This is a genomic window from Oceaniglobus indicus, assembly GCF_002751875.1.
In the GTDB taxonomy this organism is placed as follows: Bacteria; Pseudomonadota; Alphaproteobacteria; order Rhodobacterales; family Rhodobacteraceae; genus Oceaniglobus; species Oceaniglobus indicus.
The window spans coordinates 141,497-157,479 of the sequence record NZ_NMZM01000002.1 but is presented as its reverse complement, the minus strand read 5'-3'; the positions used below and the strand labels follow the sequence as shown (position 1 = coordinate 157,479).

Genomic DNA, 15,983 nt, shown 5'->3' with positions numbered 1-15,983 from the left:
TGCCGCCATGCTGAGGCCGCAAAGCGAAGCGGAACTGTGCGATGCCGTGCGGGGCGCCGAGGGTCCGTTGTGGATCGAAGGGGGTGGCACGCGCGGTCCGGCCCGAGCAGCCAAAGGGACGCGGCTGAGCGTTTCGGGGCTGAGCGGCATTACCCTGTATGAGCCCGGCGCGCTGACCCTGGTGGCACAGGCGGGAACCCCCGTCGCCCAGATCGAGGCCGCGCTGGCGGCAGAGAACCAGCGTCTGGCGTTCGAGCCGATGGATCACCGCGCGGTGTTGGGAACCGAAGGCACGCCGACCATCGGCGGAGTCGTCGCGGCCAACGTATCGGGGCCACGGCGGATCCAGGTCGGTGCGTGCCGCGATGCGCTGATCGGGGTGCGGTTCGTGGACGGGCGCGGCGACGCGATCAAGAACGGTGGTCGTGTGATGAAGAACGTCACCGGCTATGACCTGGTCAAGCTGATGGCGGGATCCCACGGGACTCTGGGCGTGCTGAGCGAGGTGTCGTTCAAGGTTTTGCCGCAGTCGGCGGTGCGGGCGACCCTGTCCACGGCCGGACTGGATGTCGCCCGTGCGATCGCTGCGCTGTCGGCGGCATTGGGATCGCCGTTCGAAATCTCGGGCGCGGCCCATCGCGACGACGTGACGCTGCTGCGCATCGAGGGTTTCGAGGCGTCGGTGAAATATCGCGCGGAACGCCTGCAGCAGCTTTTGTCCGGGTTCGGTGACTGGTCGGTCGACATGAATGCGGCCGAGGTGGACGCGACATGGCGCGACATTGCGAATGCCACGATGTTTGCCGATACCGACGAAGACGTGTGGCGCATTTCGGTCATGCCGGGGGACGGCGCGGCGATGGCGGCCCGTCTGCCGGAGGCACGAGTGATGTTCGACTGGGGCGGTGGGCTGATCTGGGCCGGGGTGGCGCCCGGCACCGACCTGCGCGCGGCGCTGGGCGATTTTCGCGGCCATGCGACGCTGGTCCGCGGAGCGGCCGAAACCCATGCCGCCCTGGGAACATTTCATCCCGAACCCGCCCCGCTGGCCGCGATTTCGGCGGGCCTGAGGGCGCAGTTCGATCCGCGCGGGATTCTGAATCCCGGACGCATGGGCCGAACCGGAGCGCATGGAGGATAAGACATGCAGACGCATTTCACACCCGAACAGCTGAAGGATCCGGCGATCGCGCGGTCGAACGAGATCCTGCGCGCCTGTGTCCATTGCGGGTTCTGCACCGCGACCTGTCCGACCTATCAGATCCTCGGTGACGAGCTGGATTCGCCGCGGGGGCGGATCTATCTGATCAAGGACATGCTGGAGAACGACCGCCCGGCCGATGCCAAGACGGTCAAGCACATCGACCGATGCCTGTCGTGCCTGGCCTGCATGACGACATGCCCGTCCGGCGTGCACTACATGCACCTGGTCGACCATGCCCGCGCCCATATCGAAAAGACCTATAAGCGGCCGATGTTCGAACGCGTCCTGCGCTGGACCCTGGCCCGGATCCTGCCCCATCCGGGGCGGTTCCGGCTGGCCCTTCTGGGGGCAAAGATCGGGCGGCCGTTCGCGTTCCTGGTGCCCGATGCCCGGTTGCGCGCGATGCTGGAGATGGCGCCGAAGACCGTGCCGCCGGTCAGCCGCAATGACGATCCGCAGGTGTTCGCCGCCAAGGGCGCGCGCAAGATGCGCGTGGCGTTGATGACGGGATGTGCGCAGAAGGCGCTGAACACCGACATCAACGATGCCACGATCCGTGTGCTGAGGCGGTTGGGGGCAGAGGTGGTCATCGCCAGGGACATGGGGTGTTGTGGCGCGCTGGTGCATCACATGGGCAAGGTCGATGAAAGCCATGCCTCGGCCGCGCGCAACATCAAGGCATGGATGGCCGAGGACCGCGAGGATGCGCTGGACGCCATCGTCATCAACACCAGCGGTTGCGGCACGACGGTGAAGGATTACGGCCACATGTTCCGCAACGATCCGCTGGCCGACGATGCCGCACGGATCAGTGCCCTGGCCAAGGATGTCAGCGAGGTTTTGATGGACCTGATGCCCGCGGCGACACCGGGGGCCGAGCAGAACCGCGCGCGCGACCTGGTCGCGGGCACCGATGCACGGGCTGTCCATGAAGGCGGACCGCCGGCGGGTCTGCGTGTCGCCTATCATGCGGCCTGTTCGTTGCAGCACGGTCAGCAGATCAAGACCTATCCCAAGGACCTGCTGAAGCGGGCCGGGTTCCACGTGGTCGAACCCAGGGACAGCCATCTGTGCTGCGGATCGGCAGGCACCTACAACCTGATGCAGCCGGTGATCAGCAAGCAGTTGAAGACGCGCAAGGTCGATACCCTGGCGGCGACGGATCCCGATGTGATCGCGGCCGGCAACATCGGCTGCATGATGCAGATCGGCGACGCCGCCGGAGTGCCGATCGTGCATACCGTCGAGCTGCTTGACTGGGCCACGGGCGGGCCGCGCCCTCCGGCGCTTGCCGATATGACCGTGCGTGAGCGAAAGGTGGCAGAGCCCGCCTGAACGATCACGACCATGCCCCGGCAGCGCCGTGATTGATGCGGGTAACGACACAGATCGGCCGCACGCCCCCCCTAGCGTTAACGCAACGCAGGAGGGTTCGATGCGGATCATGACGGCAACACTTGGGGCAATGGCCCTGTTCGCAAGCGTCCTGGGCGCGCAGGCGCAGGCGATCGAACTGGCGTCGGCCTCGGGGCTGAAATCGTTCCAGACAGCGGACGACGCGCGTGGCTGGGACGCCGTGGGCCGGGTCAACCTGGGCGAGCGGGGATTTTGCACCGGGGCGCTGATTGCGCCCGACCTGGTTTTGACCGCCGGGCATTGCCTGTTCGACAAGCACACGGGCCGCCGGTATGCGCCGTCCGAAATCACCTTTCTCGCCGGCTGGCGCGATGGTCGCGCCGAAGCCTATCGCGGTGCGCGTCGGGCGATGACCCATCCCGCGTATGATCCCTTGTCCAATGCCATGCATGACATCGGCCGCGATATCGCCCTGATCGAGTTGGATCACCCTATTCGCAACGGCCGGATCCAGCCATTCCCGGTATATGCCGGCCCAGCGGACGGCGATGCGGTGGGGATCGTATCCTATGCCCGCGAACGCGCCGACAGGCCCACGCTGCAGGAGGTGTGTCACATCAAGGGTCATCAGGACGGCGCGCTGATCATGTCGTGCGCGGTCGACTTCGGGGCATCCGGCGCCCCCGTCTTTGCCATGACCGACGATGGCCCCCGGATCGTTTCGGTGGTGTCGGCCATGGCCGAGGTGCAGTCCGAGAAGGTGTCGATCGGCACGGCCCTCGGGGGGGCGCTGGACGAGCTGACCCGACTGATGGCCGCCAGCGACGGTGTCTTTCACCGCGCCGAACCGCAGGTCAAAACGCTGAACCCGGACGATGCGCGCAAGGCCGGCACGGCCAAGTTCCTGCGCCCCGGCTGATCACTGCCGGCATCGGTACGATCTTGAAACGTCCGGCCTTTCACGGCCGGTACCGGGCATCCCGCCGCGCGAAAATCCGCCGGGCCGATCTTGAACCGGCGAAAATCGACACCCACATCAGTGCCACCGGATGCCGAAATCGGGTCCGGTTGTCGAAACGGCCTGTCCCGCACGGGAAGGCCCCCATGTTATCGCTTGTTGAAAGGATGACCCATGCGAACCTTCGATCTTGCTCCGCTGTACCGCGCCACTGTCGGTTTCGACCAGATGGCCGACCTCATGGATCGCGTTCTGACCGACAATGTCGGCGCGCAGACCTATCCGCCCTATAACATCGAAAAGACGGACGACGATGGCTGGCGCATTTCCATCGCCGTTGCCGGGTTCTCGGACACCGATCTGAACGTCGAAGTCCGCGAGAACGCGTTGATCGTCACCGCCCGCAAGGCCGATGGGGATGAAGGGCGCAGCTATCTGCACCGCGGCATCGCCACCCGCGCGTTCGAGCGGCGCTTCCACCTGGCCGACCACGTCCATGTGACCGGTGCCGAGCATGTGAATGGCATGCTGCACATCGACCTGGTGCGCGAGGTGCCCGAAGCCCTCAAGCCGCGCCGTATCGCCATCTCGAGCGGCGACACGGTCGAGCGCAAGGCCGTGGAACACGCCGACGCCTGAGCGCAGACGCCAAACCGACATCATGTGGCGCGCCCCATCGGGGGCGCGCCTTTTTTTGTCGGGCGGCGCACGTGTTTGCGGTTTCGCGTGGTCCCGTCCGGCGGGGTTTCGCGTGGCGAATGTCAGATCGACGTGTCCGACGGCCCCGCACACGTATCGCGGATGAGAGGGTGGGAGCCTCCGGCGGGAGTATTTCCCATCAGTAAGAAGCAGGTGCGCCGGTCGGGGCCTGGCGGGCTGAAGCGGGCTTGGGATGCGCCAAGCGCGCCGGCGCCTAGCGCAGCAACGCGTCGATGCCTGCCTGTGCGACGGCGCGGTCCTGGTCCGGTGTTCCCGAGCTGACCCCGATCCCGCCCACGACGTCGCCTTCGAAGATCACGGGCAGGCCGCCGCCCACCACCATCAGCCGCCCGCCGATGGCGGATCCGATGCCGAAGACGGGCCCGCCCGGTTGGCTGGCCGCGCCGATTTCGTGGGTCGCCTTCTTGGCGGCGGCGGCGGTGAAAGCCTTGTCGATCGCGACGGTGGTCGATGTGACCTTGCCGCCGTCCATCCGGCGAAAGGCGATCAGCTGACCGGACTCGTCGGTGATGGCAATGCACATCGGCACGCCGATCGCATCGGCATGGGCCACGGCGCCGGCCATGATGGTATCGGCGTCGGCGGCGTCGAGACGGGTGACGGTGATCATCGGTTGTTTCCTTTTCTGCGGCTGGCCTGCGCGGTCGATCGGCGCGCGGGCCCGGTCTTCGCCCGTGTTTCGGGGGCGAGAAGGTTTTCGCACAGGTTTTCGATGCGGTCCATGCGCGGGTTCGCGGGGGTCCGCGATCGATATCCGAGAGCAATTCCCCGCGCGATCCAGCGGGGCGCGGCCGGGCGGTTCTTGAAACGAACAGATCGCCACCACCACGCTGGCCTTCACGCAGTTTCCGCCCGTGAGGGTTCTGCAGGCCGGGTGTTTCGGCGTTTGCCGGCGAGATCGGGTCGGTCAACCGGTCGTTTCGGTGGCTGGGTATCGTGCGACGCCCAGCGCGCGCATGACCTCGGCCACGACGAGGGCGGCGATCACCTCGGGGCGCTTGTCGCCGCTGTCGTCCGCGCCGATGGGGCAGACCAGGCGCGTGCAATCCGCCCCGGCGCCGTGCGTTTTCTGGAACCGCTCGAACCTCTGGCGTTTCGTGGCAGAGCCGATCAGCCCGACATAGGCCGCATCGCGGCGGTCCAGCGCCTCAAGGGTCAGCAGGAAGTCGAGCGCGTGATCGTGGGTCAGCACGATGAAGACGCTGTTGGCGGGGGCGTTGCGGATGTCGGCCTCGGGCATGGCCGAGCGGCGTTTTTCCACCGTGGCATCGACCAGAGCCAGTTCTTCGGCGCGGTTGTCGATCACGATGCAGCGCACCGGCAGGAACTGAAAGAACCGTGCAAGGGCCCGTCCGACATGGCCCGCCCCCAGGATATGGACGTGGGGTCGCGCCGCCTCGCGTTCCGCGTCAGTGCGCAGCGCCGTGGCCCGGTCAGCGTCGGTCATCCAGCGCAGCGCAAGTTCGACACGCCCGCCGCAGCATTGCCCGATCTCCGGGCCCAGCGGGACGTCCATACGTTTAGACCGCCGCCCCGAGCGCAGCATCGCCCGCGCGTTGTCAATGGCCATGTATTCCAGTTGGCCGCCGCCGATGGTGCCGTGGATGCCCCCCGGCGCCACGAACATTTCCGCACCGACGTCGCGGGGGGACGACCCGCGCACCCGGCTCAGCCGGACGTGAATGACGTCTGTGGTCCTGGCGAAAAACCGGGCAAGCGTCATGGCGTCAGCCACGCAGCCGTTCGATGGCCATCAGCACCCGTTCGGGGGTTGCGGGCGCGTCGAGGCGCGGGCAAATCCTGTAATCGGCCACGCTGGCCACCGCGTGGGACAGCGCCTCGAACACCGAAATGCCCAGCATGAACGGCGGCTCGCCCACTGCCTTGGACCGCTTGATCGTGTGTTCGCGATTCTCCGACCATGTGGCCAGTTCGACGTTGAAGATGCGCGGACGGTCCGAGGCCAGCGGAATCTTGTAGGTCGAGGGCGCGTGGGTGCGAAGCTGGCCCTGCTTGTCCCACCAGAGTTCCTCGGTGGTCAGCCATCCCATGCCCTGGATGAACGCGCCTTCGATCTGGCCGCGGTCGATCACCGGGTTCAGCGATCTGCCGACATCGTGCAGGATGTCGGCCCGATCGACCCGGTATTCGCCGGTCAGGGTGTCCACCGAAACTTCCGAGCAGGCCGCGCCATAGGCATAGTAATAGAACGGGCGTCCCTTGCCGGTGTCGCGGTTCCAATGGATTTTCGGCGTCTTGTAGAACCCGGCGGCCGACAGATGAACGCGCGCCATGTACGCCGCGCGGATGAAATCGGCGAAGGGGATCGTTTCGTCACCGACCTGCACCGCGTTGGCGATGAAACGCACGTTTACAACGTCGGTCTGCCAATGTTCGGCAGCGAAAGCCGTCAGCCGCTCGCGCAGCTGACGGGCGGCATCCAGTGCGGCCATGCCGTTCAGGTCGGACCCGGACGAGGCGGCGGTGGCCGAGGTGTTGGGCACTTTTTCCGTCGTGGTTTTCGTGATCTTGATCCGGTCGAAATCGACCTGGAGCGCGTCGGCCACAACCTGGGCGATCTTGGTGTTCAGACCCTGGCCCATTTCGGTGCCGCCGTGGTTCAGGTGGATCGACCCGTCGGAATAGATGTGCAGCAGCGCGCCGGCCTGGTTATACCACGTCGCGGTGAACGAGATGCCGAACTTGACCGGGGTCAGCGCGATGCCCTTGCGGATCGTGCCGCCCTTGGCGTTCCAGTCCAGCACCGCCTGCCGGCGCGCCTGGTAATCGGCGTCTTCCTCAAGCTGCTGCACGATGCGGGGGGCGATGTTGTCCTCGACCGTCTGGTGATAGGGCGTGAGGTCGCGCCCGTCGTCGCCATAGAAGTTGCGCTTGCGCACCGTCAGACTGTCGAGCCCGCGGTGATAGGCGATCTCCTCGATGATGCGTTCGGCGGCGATCACGCCCTGTGGTCCGCCGAATCCGCGAAACGCGGTGTTCGACACCGTGTTCGTCTTCAACGGATGCGAATTGAGCAGGACATCGGGGTAATAATAGGCGTTGTCGGCGTGAAACAGCGCGCGGTCGGTGACCGGCCCGGACAGGTCGGATGAAAACCCGCAGCGCGCGGCAAATTCGCCGGTGACCGCCTGGATGACGCCGTCGTCGTCAAAACCGACCTCGTAGTCGATCACGAAATCATGGCGCTTGCCGGTGGCCGACATGTCGTCGTCACGATCGGGGCGGATCTTGACCGGGCGGTTCCATTTCTTCGCGGCGACCGCGGCCACGGCGCAGAACAGGTTCATCTGGGTTTCCTTGCCGCCGAACCCGCCGCCCATGCGCCGCACGTTGATCGTGACGGCGTTGGACGGCACGCCCAGGGCGTGGGCGACCATGTGCTGCGCCTCGCTGGGATGCTGGGTCGAGGAATGAACCACCACGTCGTCGTCTTCGCCGGGGATGGCAAAGGCGATCTGCCCTTCAAGATACAGATGATCCTGACCGCCGACGGTCAGCTTGCCCTTGATCCGGTGCGTCGCCTTCTCCATCGCACGCGGCGCATCGCCACGCCGAAGGGTCAGCGGTGGCGTGACATAGGCGCTGCCGGCGTCCTGCGCCGCCTGCACATCCAGCACGGGGGGCAGATCGTCGTAACCGACCCGGGCCAGTTGTGCCGCGCGGCGGGCCGCGTCGCGGGTTTCCGCGATCACCGCGAACATCGGCTGGCCCCAGAATTCGACCTTGTCGGTGGCGAAGATCGGTTCGTCATCGCGCCCCGTGGGCGAGACGTCGTTCACGCCGGGAATGTCGGCGGCGCACAGAACGCCGATTACACCGGGGGCCGCGCGCACCGCGTCCAGATCGATGTCGCGCAGCGTGGCATGGGCGCGGGTCGACAGGCCCAGATAGGCGTGCAGCGTGCCGACCGGTTCGGGAATGTCGTCGCAATATTCGGCGCGGCCCGTCACATGCTTGATCGCGCTGTCATGGCGCAGATCCTTGCTGACGCCGCCCTTGATGACATCGCGGTCCTGGTCGGCGCGGGTCAGGTTCTGCGCCACGGGCGGATCCTTGCGCTTGTCCGTCTCGATGGGGGATTCGACCGGCTTTTCGATGTTCATTTCCATGTCCTCCCTCATGCGCTCAGCCGCACGGGCGCAGAGCCGCCCTGTTGTTCCAGCCAGAAGCGGCGGAACAGGTTTTTCGACACTTGCAGGCGATACTCGGACGAGGCGCGCCAATCCGACAGCGGGCTGAAATCATCGGCCAGGCGGGTGGCCGCGTGCATCAGCGCGGCCTCGCTCCAATCCGCACCGACCAGCGCCTCTTCGACGTTTGCCGCGCGTTTCGGGGTGGCCGCCATGCCGCCAAAGGCGATGCGGGCGGCGGTGATCGTGCTGTTCTCGACCAACACGTTGAACGCGGCGCAGACGGACGAGATGTCTTCGTCGCGGCGTTTGGAAATCTTGTAGGCGGCGTGGCGGGCGCCGGCGATGGGACGCGGCACCGTGATGCCTTCCAGGAACTCGCCCTGGTCCAGATCCTGCTTGCCGTAGTCGATGAAGAATGACTCGATCGGCAGGGTGCGCCGCGCGTCGCCCTTGCGCAGGGTGATGGTGGCCCCCAGCGCGATCAGAACCGGCGGGGTGTCGCCAATGGGCGATCCGTTCGCGATGTTGCCGCCGATGGTGCCCATGCTGCGGATCTGCCAGCCGGCGATGCGGTCCCAGAACGGGCCGAGATGCGGATGATCCGCCACCAGCGCCGCCCGGCTGTCGGTGTAACTGGCGCCCGCGCCGATCCGGATCGCGTCGTCCGTCACCTCGATCTTGCGCAATCCGTCCAGTTGCCCGAGGAACACCACCGGCGATATGTCACGCAGGAACTTCGTCACCCACAGCCCGACATCGGTGGCACCGGCGACCATCGTGGCGTCCGGCACTTCTAACAGCACCTGCGCCAGATCATCGACCGACGCCGGCAGGATGCACCGGCTGTTTCCCTTCGACACCTCGACCCGGGCGCCGTCGTGCAGGGCATGCAGCCGCTTCGTCATGGCCGCGCGTTCGCGGGTCAACGCGTCGTCAACGGGGCTGCCCAGCGTGGTTGCGGCGCGGGCGGCCTTGACGATCGGCTGGTATCCCGTGCAGCGGCACAGGTTGCCCTGGATCGCCGTTTCAATCTGGATCTCGGTGGGGTCGGGGTTTTCCATCCACAACGCATAGAGCGACATGACGAACCCCGGCGTGCAAAAGCCGCATTGGCTGCCGTGGTGATCGACCATGGCCTGTTGCACCGGGTGCAATTTGCCATCCGGCCCCGACAGGTATTCGATCGACACCACGTGACAACCATCCAGCGATGCCAGCAGGCGAATGCAGGCGTTGACCGGTTCATACCGCAACGTGCCATCCTGAAGGCGGCCCACCAGCACCGTGCAGGCGCCGCAATCGCCTTCGGCGCAACCTTCCTTGGTGCCCGTCAAGCGGCGTTCGATCCGCAGGAAATCCAGCAGCGTGTCCGCGGCGCCGACGCGGTCCAGCGACACGTCGCGATCGTTCAGGACGAAACGGATTTCGGATCTGGCTGTCATATATCCTCCATGGGCGCGGCGCGGGCCGGTGCGCCGGCGCATCATACCGAATCGAAAGCGTTCAAAGAACCGCGCAGTCGCGTATTCTCTTTCAACGAATCGTATATAATAAGAGGCGCGCATGCCCTATCTGGAAAGCCTGAAGGTCTTTGTCCGGGTTGTCGAACTTGGCAGCATCACGGCAGGGGGGCGGGATCTGCGCCTGACGCCCGCGGTGGCCAGCAACCGGATCAAGGAGTTGGAGCGTCGCCTGGACGTGCGCCTGTTCAACCGCACGACCCGCAAGCTGACCCCGACCGAAGTGGGGCACGCGTTCTACGACCATGCCCGGCTTGTCGTGCAATCGCTGGAAAACGCCGAGGCCGCGATCTCCGACTTTTCGCGCCATCCCCACGGCACTGTCCATGTCACCGCCCCCCTGGGGGTGGGCAAGCGCCTGGTCGCGCCGTTGATCCCCGAATTCGTCGATGCCTATCCCGAGGTGTCGGTGCGTCTGCGCCTGTCGGATCGCAAGGTCGATCTGCTGGAGGATGGGCTGGATGTCGCGTTGTTCGTCGGGCGGCCGCCCGATTCGACGCTGAAGCTGCGCAAGATCATGGATACGCCGCGGGTTCTGTGTGCCGCGCCCGCCTATCTTGCGAAACGGGGTGTGCCGCAGACGCCGGACGATCTGCTCAGGCACAATTGCCTGTTGCTGCGTTTTCCCAGATCGCCGGAATGGTTCTGGACCCTGACGACCGCCCGCGGCCCGATGCGCCTGGATGTGTCCGGCAGTTACGATTCCGACGATGGCGACGTTCTGACCCTTTGGGCGCTTGCCGGGCGCGGGGTGATCAACAAGCCCCGGTTCGAGATCGCCGAGCATCTGAAAAGCGGCGCGCTTGTCGAGATCCTGCCGGAAACGCCGCCCGAGCCCTCTCTTTTCGGCTGCCTGTATCCCCACCGGCGGTTGCAGGACAACAAGGTCCGGCTTTTCATCGACTTCCTGCTGGCCGGATGCCGCAAGCAACTGGCCAACCCATAGCGTGCGATGGCGCGCTCAGGCGGCGCGATCCTTTTCGGGAAACAGGAGGTCGGGATCGATGCCACGTTGTTCCGCGCTTTTGCGCACCGCCTTGCGCATCGCGGGACTGCGCGCCAGCAGGGATCGGAACCGCGCCTCGTCCAGCACAAGAAGGGTCGAGGGCGCGATGGCCTGAACCTCGATCCGGCGTGCTTTCTTCAGCAGAACACCCATCTGGCCGAACATCTCGCCCCGGCCCAACCGCCAGGTCTGACCGGCGCTTTGCAACTCGACCGCGCCGGACGCGATGAAGAACACGCTCTTGGCCGGGCTGTCCTTGCGAAACACCACCTTGCCGGCATCGACATATCGGGTCTGCAAGGCCCGGCCCAGTTTCCGGCGCGCCCGTTCGTCGAGACCCTCGAACAGCGGAAACTGCCGGACGAGTTCTTTCCGTTGCACGGCAATATCAAGACGCGGGCGCGCCTCGGCGACGGCGCGGCGCTGGCCCAGGTCCTGCATCAGCGCGGTATAGACCTCGGCCCCGATCAGACCGTCGTCGCGGATCGCGGTGTATTCGCGTTCTTCCAGCCGCAGGGCCGTGCGCCGGATGAACCGACGTTCCAGTTCCTCGGCATAGCCGGGATATTGCAGGCGCAGCCCCTCCAGCGCGGTTTCGACGCTGTCGATGCGGCGCGCCAGCAACTCGTGCAGCAGGTCCGCCACCCGGCGCCCGTGGATCCGGCGGATGCGCCCGTCGATGAAGGAATCCAGATCCTGCATGATCAGGCGTTGTGACAGCAGGTGTTCGAACCGGTCGGCGGTCATCCGCGCCAGCGGCGTGGGCATATGCAGCCGGCTGTGCAGCCACACGGCCAGCCGGAACGTCCTGCCATAGGCGACCGTGCGGCGGGCCGCGCGCTGATACCCGCTGCGCCCGCCGTTGCGCGCGCCTTCGATCAGGCGGTCGGCATCCGACAGGATCTGTTCGGCCATCCGGGCCGAAATCGTGCGTTCGCGCACGCGGGCCAGAATCGTTTCACGCTCGAACCCCGCAAGCGCGATCAGGCCCAGCGTGATCCGGTCGCGGTCCAGGATATCGGTGGTCTTTTCGGCCGTCTTTACGGCGTCATCCAGCCGTTCACCGAACACCTTGGCCTCGGAGCGGACGATGTCGTGCGTCAGGTTATAGTCGTCCGTGGTGCGGGCCACGTCCTCGCGCACGGTTTGCAGGGCGACGGCAACGACCTGGCGCGACATCGCCTCGTCGATCGGGGACAGGCGGTCCAGTCCCAGCCAGCCGATGACCGTGCGCAGGGTCGTGCCCTGCACGATCAGGGTGAACAGCGTGAAACCGGTCGCCAGGATGCCGACCAGCCGCTTCACCTCGTCCGGGACGCGGAAGCTCTCGGTCACCGCCAGGGCCAGGGCCAGGGTGACGGCGCCGCGCAGCCCGCCCCACAGGATCGCCGCGCGATAGGGACGATCGACCACCGGCGACACCCGCAGGAGCGTCATCAACGGCAGCAGGCCGAACAGGATCACGGCCCGCGCCGCGATCGCAGCCAGAACGATGACACCGATCAGGATGAAGTCACCGATGCGGACGTCCTGCAGCAGCCGGGGAATCAGCAGCGCCGCCAGGATGAAGATCAACGCACCGGCCCAATGCGCCAGAAGATCCCATGTTTCGCGCAGGTTGATCCAGGCCTCTGGCGGCAGGCGGCCGGGGCCGGTCAGGTTCAGGGTCAGGCCAGTCACCACGACGGCAATGACCCCCGATGCGCCGACCGCCTGTTCGGCGCCGATATAGGCCAGATAGGGCAGGGCCACGGAAACCGAAATCAGCGCCAGTTCGTGACGCCCGAAAAGCGCCATGATCCACACGCCGATCCGCGCCGCCAGCCAGCCGGTCAGCGCGCCGCCGGCGATCAGCATCGGGAATTGCCCCAGGGCATTGGCAAGGCTGGGATCCTCGCCGCCGAAGGTGACAAACCCCATGAACAACCCGAACAGCGCGATCGCCGCCGCGTCGTTCAAAAGGCTTTCGCCCTCGATGATCCGCGCCAGCCTGCGCGGCGCCGAAATCGAGCGGAAGATCGAAACCACGGCCGACGGGTCCGTGGTCGAGACGATGGCGCCGATCAGCAGGCAGGCCGCCAAGGGCAGGCTGCTGACCCACGACAGCGCATAGCCGACGCTGAGCGTGGCAACGATCACCGCAACCACCGCCAGCACCAGGATCGGCACCCAGTCATCCATCATCCGCCGCAGGCTCATCCCCAGCGTCGCCTGGAACAGGAGCGTCGGCAGGAACACATAGAGAAAGACGTTCGAGCGGATCGGAAGTGCCAGGATCGCCTCGGCCACGGGGTTCAGGGCATCGGTCAGGTCCGTGCGCAGGAAAAACAGCGCCGCCGTGCCGATGAGAATGCCGAGAATGGCAAGGATCACCGTATAGGGCAGCCGAAGGCGCGCCGCCAACGGCTCGGCCGCGCCGATGACCAGGAACAGCGACGAGATGACCGTGGTGATGAGAACGATGTCCATCGTGGCTAGTTAGCGCAGTTTTGTGAAAGCGGAAACTGTTCCGCACGACGGCGGGCGAAAACGGAGTGCGGTTCGGGCCTCTGCCCGGGTCGATTGGTCCCGCCGCGCGACGCCGTCGGTCTTCCGGACCCTCAGGCGCCCAGCACCCGGCGCCAGTATGCGGACAGGGCCGGATAATCCCAGATCGTCTTGTAGGACTTGTAGGTGATCAGCTCGCCGGGCTGCACATCGACCAGGTTCGCCGGTTTCAGCTTGTCACCGTGATAGGAAATCACCTTGACCCGGCTGCGCCGCGCTTTGACCCACGGCAACCGGTTGCGAAGACGGGCCAGCCACAGGAAATGCGACATGAACCCTTGGGTGAACTTCACGGCCACGTCGGTCGGGAACACCCGCGATGCATCCTTCGCCGCGTGCGATATGATGCGTTCGTTGCCTTCCAGATAGCGACGGCGCGTGGCCGGATCCAGCGATTCGGGATCGTTCAGATACTTCGGAAAATCCTTGCGGAAGCCATCGGCGATCTGCGTCCAGTCGCCGGGATAGAACGCCATGACGGCGGTATTGCCCAGGTAATAACGGTGCGGTGCCACCAGCCTGACCAAGCCGCGGAACCGCCAATGGGGAATCGCGTGGCGCTTGAGCAGATACAGACCCCGATGCCGCTCAAGACATTGCACCAACGGCACGATGTCGCCCATGACCGAACTGTCCAGGTCGATATAGACGGTGGGGCGATCGGGATCCAACTGTCCCCGATCGAAGAACGCCATCTTCAAAAGCGTGCCGCGCCGCCCGGTCATGGACGTGACGGGCACACCGAAATCGGGAAACATCCGCGCTTCGACACGCTCATCCATCCCGGTGGCATCTTCGGTGAAACAGAGAAACCGAACCGGACGTGTCGCGGTGCGCGTGATCGTGTCGACCATGCCGTTGATGTATTCGGGACCGTATTTCGTTCCCCATTTCAGGAACACGATCTGGATGGTCGGGTCGGTCGCCATGGCGCAATCCTTGTTCCTCACGATACGTGCATCGTGTCGCGCAGGGCCGCGGGCGCCACGCGATGAAAATCAGATGTCGGACCTGTCAGAAAGACAGGCCGTAGCGCAGGAATACGGAGTTCCGCCCGGGATTGCGATTCGATAAGCCGCCGTTCGATATGTGATCGACAGCGACCGACAGGCGGTGGCGGTCGTTGAACCGGTAACCGGTGCCGACCAATGTGCGAAACTCCAGCTTGCCGCCCAGATCGTTGCCGTTGTTGCCGCCGTCGTAATAGCCCGCCGCAAAACTGCCCTCGATGAACCACGAGGGGGAAAGGTTCACGATCGACGAAATTCCGACGCCAAGCCAGACGTCGCGGTCGCTGTCGGTCTGAACCGCCGCCATGCCCGCCACGCTGCCCCATGAAAATTCGCGCCAGGGGTCGGTGTGGTATTCGAACAGTGCCGTCGGCGTCCCGCTTTTGGGGCCATCGACGTCATCCGAGCCGATGCCATACACCAGTTCGGCGGCCGACAGGGGCATGGCGGAGAGGAAAAGACCAAAGGTCAGCTGTGTCAGGATCTTGCGCATTGCCGATCCTTCGGTTCACGCGGTCGCGATTTCAAGACATAAAATGCGCGCGTCGGTCGATATGCATTCAGGTGTTGCAGCACGGACCGCGTGCCGCGGCGCCCGTCACGCCGCGGTTATGTTCTCCAGCCGTGCGTCGCGGAATCCGGCAAGGCAGGCATCGATCTCTGCGCGCGTGTCGAACAGGCAGGCCGCCGTCGACAGAGCATCGGCAAGCGCGGCCGAGTCGGCGGAGACGGTGATCTCGCGCCAGGGTGTCTGCGCGGGGCGCCCGGTGCGCGGATCAAGGATATGCCCCACCTGTGCGGCTTCGTCGAACGTCGTGCCCAAGGGGGCCGAGGTCGCGAGCGCCCGCGCCGTCAGCGCCACTTCGCCCCCCGCGGCCAGCTTGACCTGCCACGATTTGCCACCCGGCGCACTGCCGAGGGCGCGGAACTCGCCGGTGTCGATCAGGATATCGCTCAGCCCTTCGGCCGACAGGAACGCGGCGATCCGGTCGGCGATGAACCCCTGGGCGATGCCGTTCAGGGTCAGCGCCATGCCCGGGCGCAGGGTGATGGCGTCGGCGCCCAGCGTGACACCGCCCCAGTCGGCCAGCGCACGGGCGTCGTCGATGGTGTCGGTGCCGGGCAACGCCCCCGTGGCCGAGGCATCGGCATACCCGGCCCACAGCGGTTGCACGGTGGGATCGAACCGACCGCCGCTGGCGGCATGGACGCTTCCGGCCAGCGACAGGCATTCCAGCAGCTCGAATGGTGGCGCGACAAGCCGGCCATCGCGGTTCAACCGCGACAGCGCGCTGTCGGGGCGATACAGGCTGAAGATGTCTTCGAGACGCGAGATCTCGGCACCGACGCGGGCGCCGATCGCCGCCGCGTCGGGATGGGCCAGGCGCAGGGTGGCGCGCGCCCCAAGGGCGGTGCCCTGCCAGACATGGATCGGCTGGGCGCGGCCCATCCCCGGAACGGCAATGGCGGCGGCGCTGATCGCAAGAAAACGGCGGCGGGTCGTCATG

At 66.0% G+C, this 15,983-nt stretch carries 13 protein-coding genes; 5 read left to right on the top strand and 8 right to left on the bottom strand.

From position 1 onward, the window contains the following. Positions 1 to 10: 10 nt before the first annotated feature. The 4 genes from glcE to CFP68_RS03290 all read left to right on the top strand — a co-directional run bounded on the left by glcE (position 11) and on the right by CFP68_RS03290 (position 4,157). The gene (gene glcE / locus CFP68_RS03305; protein WP_099825278.1) at positions 11 to 1,141 is read left to right on the top strand and encodes a glycolate oxidase subunit GlcE; all 1,131 of its coding nucleotides are present in this window, start codon (positions 11 to 13) and stop codon (positions 1,139 to 1,141) included. A gap of 3 nt (positions 1,142 to 1,144) precedes the next feature. Next, positions 1,145 to 2,539 (top strand): glycolate oxidase subunit GlcF, encoded by a 1,395-nt coding sequence (glcF, locus tag CFP68_RS03300; RefSeq protein ID WP_099824514.1) that lies wholly within the window; start codon positions 1,145 to 1,147, stop codon positions 2,537 to 2,539. Positions 2,540 to 2,639: 100 nt separating this feature from the next. After that, on the top strand, positions 2,640 to 3,479 hold the full coding sequence (locus CFP68_RS03295; RefSeq protein WP_099824512.1) for a trypsin-like serine peptidase: 840 nt from the start codon (positions 2,640 to 2,642) through the stop codon (positions 3,477 to 3,479). A gap of 213 nt (positions 3,480 to 3,692) precedes the next feature. After that, on the top strand, positions 3,693 to 4,157 hold the full coding sequence (locus CFP68_RS03290; protein WP_099824509.1) for an Hsp20 family protein: 465 nt from the start codon (positions 3,693 to 3,695) through the stop codon (positions 4,155 to 4,157). Between the two features lie 274 nt (positions 4,158 to 4,431). Here CFP68_RS03290 and CFP68_RS03285 read toward each other — a convergent pair whose 3' ends face one another. From CFP68_RS03285 to xdhA, 4 genes are all read right to left on the bottom strand, one after another. Further along, complete coding sequence (locus CFP68_RS03285) at positions 4,432 to 4,848, bottom strand: GlcG/HbpS family heme-binding protein (protein ID WP_099824506.1); 417 nt, start codon at positions 4,846 to 4,848, stop codon at positions 4,432 to 4,434. 297 nt (positions 4,849 to 5,145) lie between these two features. Next, positions 5,146 to 5,973: a xanthine dehydrogenase accessory protein XdhC gene (xdhC, locus tag CFP68_RS03280; protein ID WP_241523936.1), complete on the bottom strand. Its 828-nt coding sequence runs from the start codon at positions 5,971 to 5,973 to the stop codon at positions 5,146 to 5,148. Next, the gene (xdhB, locus tag CFP68_RS03275) at positions 5,966 to 8,368 is read right to left on the bottom strand and encodes a xanthine dehydrogenase molybdopterin binding subunit (RefSeq protein ID WP_241523935.1); all 2,403 of its coding nucleotides are present in this window, start codon (positions 8,366 to 8,368) and stop codon (positions 5,966 to 5,968) included. The genes xdhC and xdhB overlap by 8 nt, the downstream gene beginning before the upstream one ends. A gap of 8 nt (positions 8,369 to 8,376) precedes the next feature. Beyond that, on the bottom strand, positions 8,377 to 9,834 hold the full coding sequence (xdhA, locus tag CFP68_RS03270; RefSeq protein WP_099825274.1) for a xanthine dehydrogenase small subunit: 1,458 nt from the start codon (positions 9,832 to 9,834) through the stop codon (positions 8,377 to 8,379). 121 nt (positions 9,835 to 9,955) lie between these two features. On the opposite strand from xdhA, the gene CFP68_RS03265 reads away from it, so the two are divergent. Beyond that, the gene (locus tag CFP68_RS03265; protein WP_099824503.1) at positions 9,956 to 10,858 is read left to right on the top strand and encodes a LysR family transcriptional regulator; all 903 of its coding nucleotides are present in this window, start codon (positions 9,956 to 9,958) and stop codon (positions 10,856 to 10,858) included. 15 nt (positions 10,859 to 10,873) lie between these two features. Here the strand turns inward: CFP68_RS03265 and CFP68_RS03260 are convergent, their stop codons facing one another. The 4 genes from CFP68_RS03260 to CFP68_RS03245 form a co-directional block, all read right to left on the bottom strand. Continuing rightward, positions 10,874 to 13,387 carry a cation:proton antiporter gene (locus tag CFP68_RS03260; RefSeq protein ID WP_099824501.1) on the bottom strand — a complete coding sequence of 838 codons (2,514 nt, stop codon included), beginning with the start codon at positions 13,385 to 13,387 and terminating at the stop codon, positions 10,874 to 10,876. Between the two features lie 131 nt (positions 13,388 to 13,518). Then, positions 13,519 to 14,394 carry a hypothetical protein gene (locus CFP68_RS03255; protein ID WP_099824499.1) on the bottom strand — a complete coding sequence of 292 codons (876 nt, stop codon included), beginning with the start codon at positions 14,392 to 14,394 and terminating at the stop codon, positions 13,519 to 13,521. Positions 14,395 to 14,479: 85 nt separating this feature from the next. After that, positions 14,480 to 14,968: an acyloxyacyl hydrolase gene (locus CFP68_RS03250; protein ID WP_099824497.1), complete on the bottom strand. Its 489-nt coding sequence runs from the start codon at positions 14,966 to 14,968 to the stop codon at positions 14,480 to 14,482. Between the two features lie 105 nt (positions 14,969 to 15,073). Next, positions 15,074 to 15,982: an FAD:protein FMN transferase gene (locus CFP68_RS03245; protein ID WP_099824495.1), complete on the bottom strand. Its 909-nt coding sequence runs from the start codon at positions 15,980 to 15,982 to the stop codon at positions 15,074 to 15,076. Position 15,983 lies beyond the last annotated feature (1 nt).